Annotated in this window: 9 protein-coding genes; 3 read left to right on the top strand and 6 right to left on the bottom strand. The window is 56.0% G+C overall.

Annotated features, from left to right (window positions below):
• Nucleotides 1–273 precede the first annotated feature (273 nt).
• The 4 genes from ACR0IV_RS17850 to ACR0IV_RS17835 form a co-directional block, all read right to left on the bottom strand.
• Nucleotides 274–2,388, bottom strand: coding sequence for a N,N-dimethylformamidase beta subunit family domain-containing protein (locus tag ACR0IV_RS17850; protein ID WP_480659916.1), 2,115 nt, complete (start codon nt 2,386–2,388; stop codon nt 274–276).
• Nucleotides 2,385–3,776, bottom strand: a complete 1,392-nt coding sequence (locus ACR0IV_RS17845; protein ID WP_480659917.1) for a TRAP transporter large permease — start codon at nt 3,774–3,776, stop codon at nt 2,385–2,387. Before ACR0IV_RS17845 ends, ACR0IV_RS17850 begins: the two co-directional genes overlap by 4 nt.
• Nucleotides 3,773–4,255, bottom strand: a complete 483-nt coding sequence (locus ACR0IV_RS17840) for a TRAP transporter small permease (RefSeq protein WP_480659918.1) — start codon at nt 4,253–4,255, stop codon at nt 3,773–3,775. The genes ACR0IV_RS17845 and ACR0IV_RS17840 overlap by 4 nt, the downstream gene beginning before the upstream one ends.
• A gap of 78 nt (nt 4,256–4,333) precedes the next feature.
• Entirely contained in the window at nt 4,334–5,323 is a 990-nt protein-coding gene (locus ACR0IV_RS17835) for a TRAP transporter substrate-binding protein (RefSeq protein ID WP_480659919.1), read from the bottom strand.
• 113 nt (nt 5,324–5,436) lie between these two features.
• On the opposite strand from ACR0IV_RS17835, the gene ACR0IV_RS17830 reads away from it, so the two are divergent.
• Nucleotides 5,437–6,357, top strand: a complete 921-nt coding sequence (locus ACR0IV_RS17830) for a LysR family transcriptional regulator (protein WP_480659920.1) — start codon at nt 5,437–5,439, stop codon at nt 6,355–6,357.
• 298 nt (nt 6,358–6,655) lie between these two features.
• Here ACR0IV_RS17830 and ACR0IV_RS17825 read toward each other — a convergent pair whose 3' ends face one another.
• Nucleotides 6,656–8,257 (bottom strand): BCCT family transporter, encoded by a 1,602-nt coding sequence (locus ACR0IV_RS17825; RefSeq protein WP_480471602.1) that lies wholly within the window; start codon nt 8,255–8,257, stop codon nt 6,656–6,658.
• Between the two features lie 426 nt (nt 8,258–8,683).
• Here ACR0IV_RS17825 and pnp point away from each other — a divergent pair, with 426 nt between their 5' ends.
• Both pnp and ACR0IV_RS17815 read left to right on the top strand, forming a co-directional pair.
• Entirely contained in the window at nt 8,684–10,831 is a 2,148-nt protein-coding gene (gene pnp, locus ACR0IV_RS17820; RefSeq protein WP_480659921.1) for a polyribonucleotide nucleotidyltransferase, read from the top strand.
• A 140-nt stretch (nt 10,832–10,971) separates the two neighbouring features.
• The gene (locus ACR0IV_RS17815) at nt 10,972–11,811 is read left to right on the top strand and encodes an isocitrate lyase/PEP mutase family protein (protein ID WP_480659922.1); all 840 of its coding nucleotides are present in this window, start codon (nt 10,972–10,974) and stop codon (nt 11,809–11,811) included.
• A 92-nt stretch (nt 11,812–11,903) separates the two neighbouring features.
• Here ACR0IV_RS17815 and ACR0IV_RS17810 read toward each other — a convergent pair whose 3' ends face one another.
• Nucleotides 11,904–12,554, bottom strand: coding sequence for a peroxiredoxin (locus tag ACR0IV_RS17810; protein WP_480659923.1), 651 nt, complete (start codon nt 12,552–12,554; stop codon nt 11,904–11,906).
• Nucleotides 12,555–12,634 lie beyond the last annotated feature (80 nt).

Genomic DNA, 12,634 nt, shown 5'->3' with positions numbered 1-12,634 from the left:
TTGTAGTGCGACGTTGAACAGGTTAGTCGACGACATGAATGGTTGGTTGCCACCGCCGATACAACCTCTGCAACTGGCCGTTTCGTTGTGTATTTCGGAGTTAGCAAAGCTTGGTTGCGAAGGTCCGCTTCGGGCTGCGACCAACCAATGATGAAAGCCGCAGAGAACAGCGACACTGAGCCCATTCTTACAAATGCTGCGCAGCGCCTAAACTGGTGCGAAGCGACAAGACAGGACGTTTGAACTTGGCAACAGCAAGCAATTGGGTTTGCACTAGTCGTCAGTTAAGAATCTTGCAAAGACATTTTGCAATACCCGCGAAATGTTGTTGTCGTAATTATTCCAGGGCAGACATCCGCAAAATGTAATCGAGCCTGTCGCAAAAACCGATCCGCCGCCGGGATATGTGCAATAGATCATGTCGGCGTGTTTCGCCTCGGCCTCGCTACTGCCTGTTAAATTGGTCAGGTGGGTCAACTGCTCCTCGGGGACCAGCATAAAGTTGTCTTCGACCGTGACAGATCGGGCCAGCAGGACTGCATTGTCTGGCGTTCCGATGTGGCTATCCATGTGATCCAGTTCGAACCCTGCAGCACCTTGCCCGGAAAAACCAAAATCGCCGATTATTTCGCCGTCAACACCTTCAAAAACCCAGTCGTATGCCGGATCGGTTGTGACACGCCTATAGGGGTCAGCAACGAATTCACCCTGAGCCGCAAAGCCAATACCGACCAGGTCCTGCGGAGCGCGACCGTTGCGGCGCCACAGCCCACCATAGCTGCCATCAAAGGCATTATAGTATTCTCCGGGTTCAGCGGCCCATGCGCGAATACCGTCCTCTGCCCGACGGATTTCCAGCATGCTCTCATTTTCGCTGTGCACCGCAATGCGCCAGTAGAACCCATTGCCGCCAAGGTATGCCAGATGGCCGCCACCATCGCGATAATCGCGCAGGGCGTTCAGGCTTTCCTCAGTGTGATATTCCGGGTGACTTCCTGTTGTGACCACTTTGTAGCCTGCAATCGCGTCATGGCCATGGATATGCAAATCGTAGTCGGTCACTAGATCATAAGCGATGCCTTTGGCGTGCAACCAGCTGAGCAGATGACTGTCGGCCGGGAAATGACGCAACCCGGAACAAGGCGTTCCACCAAAGGTCAGAAAACCGGGGCGCAGGTTGAACAAGGGGCGACGGTGCGAGGCATTGCAAATTCCCGACCCATCGGAGTGATAATTATAAGTCGATAGGCCGTATTGAGGAAACTCCGCTGGGTTGTGAGGATAGGCATCCCAATCCGCAATCTGTTTCTTCCACGAAGGATGATAGTCGGGTCGCGCGTGGTTGCCATAGATAGCATAGGTGAACGTTGACACCAGAACACATAGGTCGGCCTGCCGCTCGCCCAGCGGTGGGCAAACAAAAAACGGGATAGCATCATGGTGACCGTCACATTCCAGACGCATGACGTAGACGCCGGAAGGCATGTCTTCGGGAATCGTAAACGTGAAATTAGTATCCCAGTCAAAATCGTAGATATCGTCGTCATGGAAGTGGATAGCGCCATAATGATCTGGCCGATGAGACCAGTTCATTTCGGTTGCGTCCCAGTTCGAACCGGTCATTGCGCGGGTCGGGAAGTTGACCAGCGACAGGTCTGGACCGGTTTTAGCAGGCACTGTGACTTTCATCATCGACTGTGAGAAATCCCATTCACAAAGCGTGACATTGCCAGCCGTAATTGAGGGCGCCTCGATCTTGCCGTTGAAATGTTGGGTAGCTTCCCCGTCGGTCAAAAGCGCACCAACGGTGGGTACGCCGGTCAGGGCGGTAACCCGGGCTGGCATTCGGCCTGTAGCTGGACCGGTCGCGTATCTGCCTAGCGCCTGATGTGACAGGACCAGGTGTCCGGCCTCAACGCGACCTTCAATCCTGTGCCACTGGCGCAGTTTCACAGGCATGTCCGTTGCAACGTGATCCGCGCCGGACCGGAAACAGGCTGCCCCATTCGCAGCAATGCAAAGATCGAAATCACCGCAACTGAGAATGGTTTGCGCTCTGTCGCATCGTTTTGTCGGGAAAATGGTCGCGGAGAAGACCAAGCTCGCCCCTGCTTCAGCTGAGATGTCTGTTGTTCCCACCCCGTAAGATCCAGCAAAAAACCGACGATGTACCGATGCAAACTCTCTCGGCGCAAAATAGGCTGATGCGTCTTCCTCGACGATGCCGGGGCCCTCGGGATTTGGGTCGGCACTTATCGAACGGGTCAGCCGTGCCTTAAACGGGGTGTCTGACAACGACGACACTTTGAAGGCAAGCACCTGACCCGGACGGGCAGACAGGTGATCGACATATCCGGCCAGCGGAAGGTCTTTGGAATCTACACTCATCGGGAAGGTCCATATACAAGATCAGGTAGGAAGGTGACCCAGTCGGACACGAAGACCAGCAGGAATATCATCAGAATGTAGGGAATCAAAAGCGGCAGAACACCTACTGATATTTCCTCAATCGAGATCTTAGATATCCGCGCGGCAACGAACAGATTGACGCCTATCGGGGGGGTAAGGAACCCGATTTCACAAGTCATCACTGTGAAGATGCCAAACACAACCGGGTCGATGCCAAGGCTTGTCACCAATGGGAAAAACACCGCGGTAAAGATGATGATCTGTGGGATGCTTTCCAGCCACATGCCAACGATGATGTAAAACACACCGATCATCAGCATGACCAGCCACGGATATTCAACCAGACCTTTGAACAGGCCAAGCACAGCGTCAGGGATGTCAAAAATGGTGACAAGCTGTCCAAACGCTTTGGTCGATCCAAGGATGAAAAGAACGGTGCCGATCACGATGGCCGTGAACTTGAACGCATGAAACAGTTTGGCAACCGTCAGCCCGCGATAGATAAACATACCAACAAAGAGACCGTAGGCCACGGCCACGCCTGCCGCCTCGGACGGGGTAAAGATACCGGCATAAATACCGCCAAGGATGATGACCGGTGCCATGACCGCCCATTTTCCTTCCCAGAAGGCTTCGAGAAGCGGGCCCCAGCGGAACTTTTCACCCGTGCCGCCATAATCATTTTTCAAGGAGATGACAAAGACGACGACCATCAGCATCAGGCCAAGAACGATGCCCGGAACGATGCCCGCAAGAAATAGGCGCGGTATGGACACGTCGGTGACAAGCGCAAAGATAATAAGCAGGTTGGAGGGTGGGATCATGCTTCCCAACGCGCCGGCGGCCGCAGCGATGGCGCCGGCAAACCGAGAGCGGTACCCTTCTTCCTGCATAGCCGGAATAGTGATCGAGCCGATGGCGGCTGTAGTGGCGGGGCCGGATCCGGACAGCGCTGCAAAAAACATACAGGCTACAACCGTGACAAGACCAAGCCCGCCTTTGTAGGCACCAACCAGTTTCTGGGCGATGTTGACCAGCTTTTCCGACATTCCGCCCTGTTCCATCAACTGACCGGCCAAAACAAAAAGCGGGATGGTCACCAATGGGAAAGGTTCAAATGCGGTCCACGCGGCCTGCGCCATCAGCGTCATGGGGATGTCGGCAATATACAGGCCCGCCACAGTGGCGATACCGGCGGCAAACGGAATGGGGACGCCAATGGCCATGGTGACGACAAAGACTACTGCCATTACAACCGGGCCATTCGCGTCATTTGTGACTGCCATAATCAGGCTAAGGATCAGCAGTGCCAGTACAGCAATGGCTGTGTAATTCGTACGCGGAGCTCCGCTTTCAACTTGGGTCATAGCGGCAATCCTTTGAAATTTTCACGGCTCCAGCGCCAATAGACCTGGGCTATGCGAAACAGCATCAGGCCAAAGAGGATCGGAATGAACATTTGTATCCAGCGCTGCTCGATCCCCAGTCCGGGTGTCTGAAAGGTGACGCTGAAAAGCAAGTTGGTGTACTTGGTTGTCTGAACGATCATAAAGACCACGAACGCTGTCCAAAGCGCATCCGCCAATACGATGCATCCCACCTGTAGTTTGCGTGGCAAGCGGCTTACCAAAAGGCTGATACGGATATGCGCTCGTTCACGCGTAGCCATCGTCGCCCCAAGGTAGACTGCGAAAATCATGCCATAGACCGCCGTTTCCTCGGCCCAGGCAGCAGCGGAATGAAACACAAACCGCATGATTACCTGCATCAGAACAGACCCGACAACCACACAAAGAAAGATCGTACACAGCACTTCTTCGAAATACCGATCCAGTTTGGCCAGCATAGGACACCTCAATTGTGCGGATTGAATGACGGGCTGCAACAGCTGCGCCGCAGCCCATAGAGTTTGGTGACGTTTTGATTATTCCGCTGCGGCGCGGATTTCCGCTACCAGAGCTTTGAAATCATCGCCCTTATCCGCCGAATAATTGTCCTGCACACGCTGACCGGCCGCGATGAAGTCTGTGCGGTCAAATTCGGCGGTTTTCATGCCGCCTTCACCAGTTAGGAATGCGCGGATTTCGTCAACCTGACGGGTCATTTCCTCCTTCTGGAAAATTCCGGCGTCGCGCGCAGCACGCTTCACAGCGTCGCGCTGATCGTCGTCAAGCTTGCCCATGATCCGGTCGCTGGCAAACAGTGGCGAGAAATAGGTGAAATGCTCAAGAACCGTGAAGTGCGGCATGATTTCATAGAATTTCTGCGACTTAATGAATGAGGTGCCGTTGTCGGCGCCTTCGACAGTGCCAGTTTGCAGCGCGGTGGGTGTATCGGCCCATGGCAGCGGAATTGGCGCAGCGCCGAATTCGTTAAACGTGTCGATCATCACCTGATTTTTGGGTACGCGCACCTTAAGCCCCGCCATGTCCGCCATCTCGGTGATAGGCTGGCGGGAATTATAGAAGTCGCGATCGCCGACAAAGCCAAAGGTCAGCAAATGAACGTTGGTGGCTTCGTGAAGTTTTTTCGCAAAACCCTGACCGACTTCACCCTCGAGGACACGATAGGCGTGGGATTTGTCTTCGAAGATGTAAGGTAGAACAAAAGCATCCATCAGCGGAAAGTGCGGTGAAATGTTATTACCGGTGATGATGTGCATGTCGACAGTGCCCAGCTGCATCGCCTTGAACGCTTCGTCTTCGCCCATCAACTGACCGCAGCAACGGACTTTCACATCAATGGATCCGTCTGAATATTCTTCGGCCAGTTCCTCGAATTTGTTGGCAAGAACAGCATAGGAGCTGCCTTCGGCGGCCGCATACCCAAGGTTGATGACGACATCGCCAGCAAGGGCAGCTTGCGAGGTGAGAACGAGGGCGGATGCCGCCGTGAGTGTTTTTAGGGCTTTCATTTGTTTCTCCCGGTTGGTTTTTGGGTGAACTTTTTTGTTATTGCCCCGAAATATCACAATTTGTATTGCCGGTATAATATCACTTGAGTACTAATTGATGCCAGAAAAGCATTATGAAATTTGGCCTCAGACATATCCGATATTTCATCGCCGTCGCTGAAGAGCTCCATTTTCGGCGCGCCGCTGAACGTCTTGGCGTTGCTCAACCGGCGCTAAGCCGTGCAATTCAATATCTGGAAAGAGAGTTGGAAGTGACGCTTTTTATGCGCTCCAAACGTGAAGTTCAGATCACCCGCGCCGGGGAAACATTCCTCAAAAGCTGTCGCGGCGTTGTCAATTCCATCGGTCATGCGGTCGAAACCACACGGATGGTGCATAGTGGCGAAATGGGGTCTTTGCGGATTGGGTACACCGATATGGCCATCGCCGGACAGCTTCCCACTTTGCTGAAAGAATTTCAGGAGCAGCGGCCAAACATCGTCTTGCGGCCGCATCACGACGTTACAGTTACCCAGCTGAAAAAGCTGGATGAAGGCGAGCTGGACATTGGGTTTGTGACCGGCCCAATCAGCCGAACTGGATATGAACAATGTCCTATCCAGTCCGAAAACTTTGTCTGTATTGTCTATGAAAGTCATCCGCTTGCAGGGCGAAATAGCATTCGTCTCGAAGAACTTGCGCATGAGGATTTCGTGCATGGTTCGTCAAAAGACTGGGAGCAATTCTATTCGTATCTGTTCCCGCTTTGCCGCAGGTCAGGGTTCGTTCCGAACATCGTGCAGGAAGCGTTCAACTCTGCGGGCATTCTGGGGTTGGTTGCCTGCGGGATGGGCGTAACCATCCTGACCGATAGCGTCAGCAATTCTATCAGCTCCGGCTTGGTCGCTATTCCGATCGAAGACGTCACAGAGCAGCTTCAGACAGTGGCGTTCTGGAAAGCTGGCGCCGAAGATGGTGCAATGGATCTGTTTGTTGAGTTTCTTCAACAGCACGACGTTCACCGCTTTCCGGCGGACACTCCGAAAACGTACTGAAGGATTCGGAACAGGGATGCTGCCCAAAACGCGAACTTTTCACATCTTCCTCCCAGAAGATCTGGGGGTAATGCGCCATAAACAGACATTTATGCTGCCGCAGCGAATTCGCCGTTTGTCCCGCTCACCAGCCATCTTAAATTTGATTTTGAACGTCCGGAATCTGCGGTTCGCGACTTGCTGCACGAGCGAGACCGCGGGTGTAGTCGAAGGTCTGGTAAGGGCTCATAATATCCCGCAACCCGCACAATAAAACGCCCGCCAAAGGGCGGGCGTTTTGGTTTGGCAGCGTCAAGATTTACATCTTGGCTTTCTCGGATTTCAGCGCCAGCCACAGGCAGTAGCACATCATCAGAACCACCAGCGTGAACGGGATGCCGGTCGAGACCGCGGCACCTTGCAGGGCCGAGAGACCTCCGCCCAGCAGCAAGGCGATGGCCACCAACCCTTCGAGCGTGCACCAGAACACGCGCTGGATCACCGGCGCGTCCATCTTGCCACCCGCAGTGATCGTGTCGATCACCAGAGACCCTGAGTCAGACGAGGTGACAAAGAACACCACGATCAGGATCAGCGCGATCGGGGCGATGATGCCATAAAGCGGAAGCTCTTTGAGGAAGCCGAACAGTGCGCCCTCGGGGGCGTAGCTGTCGATCACCGTGGCGCGGACACCTTCGGCTCCGCCTGCGTTCAGCATGTCGATGGCGGCACCGCCAAAGGTCGACATCCACAGGGCACAGACCGCTGTGGGCGCCAGCAGCGCGCAGATGACAAACTCACGCACCGTGCGACCCTTGGAGATGCGGGCAATGAACATGCCCACGAAAGGCGACCAAGCAATCCACCACGCCCAGTAGAAAGTCGTCCAGCCGTGGAAATAGCTGGTGTCTTCACGTCCGAACGGGTTCGAAAGTGCAGGAAGGTGGAACACGTAATCGACCATCACGTTGAAATACCGCGCGATGGCGGTGCCGATACCGGTGACGGCGATGACAAAGATGAACAGGCCAACGGCCATGATCATGTTGATCTCGCTCAGCCGTTTGACGCCCGCATCCATGCCCATCAGAACCGAGCCAAGCGCAATCGCGGTGATGCCGATAATCAGCAGGACCACCACCGTTGGGCTGGGTTCTATGCCAAAGACCTCATACAGCCCCGCCGCGACCTGCTGTGCGCCCAGACCCAGTGATGTGGTCAGGCCAAAGAGCGTGGCAAACACCGCCAGCGTGTCAATCATGTGACCCCACCAACCCCAGACGCGCTCACCCAGGATCGGGTAGAACGCGGACCGCAGGGTCAATGGCAGGCCGAGGTTGTAACTGAAGATCGCGAGGCTCAGACCAACGGCGGCGTAAACCGCCCAGCCTTCCAGACCCCAGTGGTGGATCGTGCCCACGATACCGGCATATTCATTGCCGGGCACCGCGATATCAATGCCCAATGGGGCGGCGTTACCGCCTTCGGCAAAATTGTAATAGACCGGCTCCATCACGCCAAAGAACAGCAGCCCGATACCGATGCCAGCCGCGAACATCATCGCGATCCATCCCGCGTAGGAATAGTCAGGCTTGGCGTCCTTGCCACCGATCCGCACCTTGCCCACCGGCAGGATGATTAGTACCAGACAGAACAGGGTAATGGCATCGACCGACAGCACGAGGAACCAGTCAAACGTGCTGGTCAGCCATGGTCTGAGCCAGCCGAAAAAGGTAGCTGCGGCCTCTTGGTTGGCCAATGCGATCAGGACGAACGCAAAGATCAATATACTGGAAATCAGGAAAACCGGATTGTGGATATCGAGCCCGAACGGGCGCACATTATCCTGCCCCAGTTCATACTCGGTTTCGAAGTCGTAGATCCGTGGATCGGGATCCAGCATTTTCTTGGTTTGAGCCATACTTCGCCCCTCTGTTCGCAAGCTGCAAACGCCAAGGTAGTCGGCCGGGTGACGGTTATGAGTGTATTGCCCCCTTGGCGCGTTTCCGTCTGTTCGACCGTGGGTTCAGTGGTAACAGCCTACACTGCAATCAGTTTTTATCAAAACGCATTTATATTCTTATAGTTGTAGGTCCAAAAATGTTGATGTTCTGCAGTCACCGAAACAGCGTTGTACAGGGTTCCCAAAAAACGAGTCTGCGCAAGTCTTCCAATCCCTTCAGTTCCCCTTTCCTTTCAACGCGATCTCATGTATGCGCGCGGTATCTGAGACGTTGTGCCCTGACTCCGGCACTCGAACGGAAGATAAATGGGGTCGGCGGCAATGGGGCCGCCATGCAAACCGGAGACCCGCAGGGGCGGGAGTGCTCCGTTCTAGGATACGCATATGTTTGATGTAACAAAGAAATCGATTCAGTGGGGCGAAGAGACGCTGACACTGGAAACCGGCAAGGTTGCCCGTCAGGCGGACGGCAGCGTGATTGCCACGCTGGGCGAAACCAGCGTCATGGCGAACGTGACCTTTGCGCGGGCTCAAAAACCGGGTCAGGACTTTTTCCCGCTGACCGTCCACTATCAGGAAAAATACTATGCCGCCGGTAAGGTTCCGGGCGGCTTCTTCAAGCGCGAGGCGCGCCCGACCGAAAAAGAGACGCTGACCGCGCGTCTTATCGACCGTCCGATCCGCCCGCTGTTCGTTGACGGCTTCAAAAACGAAGTGCTGGTGATGTGCACCGTGCTAAGCCACGATCTGGTCAACGATCCCGACATCGTTGCGATGATCGCGGCCTCCGCCGCTCTGACCATTTCCGGCGCGCCGTTCATGGGTCCGATCGCTGGTGCCCGCGTTGGTTTCGAGGATGGCGAATACGTTCTGAACCCGACCGTCGACGACATGCAGGACCTGCGCCTGAACCCTGAACAGCGTCTGGACCTGGTTGTTGCCGGTACCAAAGACGCCGTGATGATGGTGGAATCGGAAGCGTACGAACTGTCCGAGGCGGAAATGCTGGGCGCGGTGAACTTTGCGCATGAGCAGATTCAGCCCGTGATCGACCTGATCATCTCGCTGGCCGAAGAAGCCGCGAAAGAGCCGTTCGACTTCCAGGCACCGGATTACTCCGAGCTGTCCGCAGCTGTTAAGGCCGCCGGTGAAGAGCAGATGCGCGCCGCCTTCGCGATCACCGACAAGCAGGAGCGCACCGCCGCTGTTGCCGCCGCCCGTGAAGCGATCAAGGAAGCACTGACCGAGGAACAGCTGGAAGACGGCAACCTGGGTTCGGCGATGAAAAAGCTGGAAGCCGGCATTCTGCGCGGTGACGTCGTCAAGGGCGGCAAGCGGATCGACGGTCGTTCGACCACCGATATCCGTTCGATCGTTGCAGAAACCTCGATGCTGCCGCGGACCCACGGTTCCGCCCTGTTCACCCGTGGCGAGACACAGGCACTGGCCGTGACCACGCTGGGCACCGGTGACGATGAGCAGTTCATCGACGCGCTGCATGGCAACTTCAAATCGAACTTCCTGCTGCACTACAACTTCCCGCCCTACTCGGTTGGTGAAGTTGGCCGCGTTGGTGGCCCGGGCCGTCGTGAGATCGGCCACGGCAAGCTGGCATGGCGCGCCCTGCAGGCGGTTCTGCCTGCGGCGACCGACTTCCCCTACACGATCCGCATCGTGTCCGAGATCACGGAATCCAATGGCTCGTCCTCGATGGCGTCGGTCTGTGGCGGTTCGCTGTCGATGATGGATGCGGGTGTTCCGCTCAAAGCACCGGTTGCCGGTGTGGCCATGGGTCTGATCCTGGAAGATGACGGAGAATACGCCATCCTGTCGGACATTCTGGGTGACGAAGACCACCTTGGCGACATGGACTTCAAAGTGGCTGGTACCGAAAACGGCATCACCTCGCTGCAGATGGACATCAAGGTTGCGGGCATCACGCCCGAGATCATGGAGAAAGCCCTGGCGCAAGCCAAGGACGGCCGGATGCACATCCTGGGCGAGATGGGCAAAGCTCTGTCCGAGACCAACGAATTCTCGGTCCACGCCCCCCGCATCGAGACCATGAACATCCCCACCGACAAGATCCGTGAAGTGATCGGCTCGGGTGGTAAGGTCATCCGCGAGATCGTCGAAGTTTCGGGTGCCAAGGTCGACATCAATGACGACGGCGTCATCAAGATCGCCTCGCCCGACGGTGAATCGATCAAGAAGGCCTATGAAATGATCCACTCGATCGTTGCTGAGCCGGAAGAAGGCCAGATCTACACCGGTAAAGTGGTCAAGATCGTCGACTTCGGTGCCTTCGTGAACTTCTTTGGCAAGCGCGACGGTCTGGTGCACGTGTCCCAGATCGAAAACCGCCGCCTGAACCATCCGTCGGATGTTCTGAAGGAAGGTCAGGAAGTGAAGGTCAAGCTGCTGGGCTTTGACGACCGTGGCAAGGTGCGCCTGTCGATGAAAGTGGTCGATCAGGAAACCGGCGAAGAGGTCGTTCCCGAGAAGAAAGAAAAGAAAGAAGACGCAGAGTAATCTGCTCTCGCTTTCCAGAAACGAAAGACCCCGGTTCAGGCCGGGGTCTTTTTTTATGCGGTGACCGGAGCATAACTGTTCACTTTATGTTCCTTTTCGCTATGCTGACCCTATCATCTTCTACACGCGGGGTCACAGCTATGAACCGAAGCGAGAAATACCAGCATTTCAAGGCGCTGCATGAACGAGACACCGCCTTTGTCATGCCTAACCCATGGGATGCCGGGTCGGCCCGGCTGCTGACAAGCCTTGGATTCGAAGCATTGGCCACCACCAGTGCAGGTTACGCTTTCTCGAAAGGCAAGCGTGATTCCTTCGCGAGCCTGAGCAGGCAGGAGATTCTGATCAATGCCACCGAAATCACTGCGGCGACCGAGTTGCCGGTATCGGCAGACCTCGAAGATGGGTTTGGCGCAACCTCCGACATCTGCGCCGAGACGGTCGTAAAGGCCTGCGCCGCCGGCCTTGTCGGCGGATCGATCGAAGATGCCACGGGCGATCCCGGCACCCCCATCTATGAGTTCGCACAGGCCATCGATCGTATCCGCGCTGCGGCAGAGGCGGCATCGGGGCAAGATTTCCTGCTGACCGCCCGCGCCGAGAATTTCATCTGCGGCAACCCCGATCTCACCGATACAATCCGCCGCCTACAGGCATTTTCCGAGGCCGGAGCAGATGTGCTCTACGCCCCGGGCCTGCCCGATATCGAAGCGATCCGAACGGTCTGCCACGAAGTGGACAAACCCGTCAATGTGGTGATGGGATTGAGCGGCCCGGGATACAGCGTCGCTGAACTGGCCGATGCCGGTGTGAAACGCATCAGCGTCGGCGGGTCTTTCGCGCGCGCTGCATTCGGGGCGCTGATGCGCGCTGCGCAAGAAGTCCGCCTTTCGGGAACCTTCGACTACGCGCGGGACGCAATGCCCGGCGAAGCCATAAGCCAGCTCATGTCGCAGACCAAAACCACAAACAGATCCTAGTCCCCAGCTTCATCTGGCCAGAAATATCCTCGGGGGGGATCGCGCCCTAAGGCGCGATGGGGGGCAGACAGCCCCCCTGACCAGTCTTCAACTCAGGCCGGTGCTTTGGTCTTGCGCAGATACGGAAAGATCGTCTCGAACTCGCCGAACTTCTCTTTGGCTTCTTCGTTGGAAACCGCAGGCGGGATGATTACGTCTTCACCCGGAACCCAGTTCGCAGGCGTCGCAACACCCTTGGCCGACATCTGCAACCCGTCCAGCGCGCGCAGGATTTCGGCAAAGTTGCGGCCCACGGTCATCGGATAGGTCATCGACAGTTTCAACTGCTTGTCCGGCCCGATGATAAAGACCGAGCGCACCGTGGCACTGTCAGCAGGGGTGCGGCCATCGGGCAGGTAGGCTTCGGCGGGCAGCATGTCGAAGGCTTTGGATACCGCGAGCCCGTCATCGGCGATGATCGGAAAACCGGGATTGGCCTTGCCATACTCTTCGATGTCTTTCTTCCACTTCTTGTGGTCTTCGACACCATCAACCGATACGCCAATCACCTTGGCATTGCGGGCCGCCCATTCGTCGTTCAGCTGCGCAACGGCAGAAAATTCGGTGGTGCAGACAGGGGTGAAATCCTTGGGATGCGAGAACAGGATCGCCCAGTTGTCGCCGATCCAATCGTGGAACTGAATGGTTCCCTGATCCGTTTCTGCCGTGAAATTCGGGACGGTATCATTGATGCGTAAACCCATGGGGCGTCTCCTCTGTTTGTGTTTGTCGACTCGGTTGCTGCCAACTTAATCACTTTGCCGCCGGGTTAAACCTTTCATTC

Source organism: Ruegeria sp. C2 (assembly GCF_056537765.1).
Note: the sequence above shows the minus strand (reverse complement) of the source record. Positions and strands in the feature narration are given on the sequence as shown.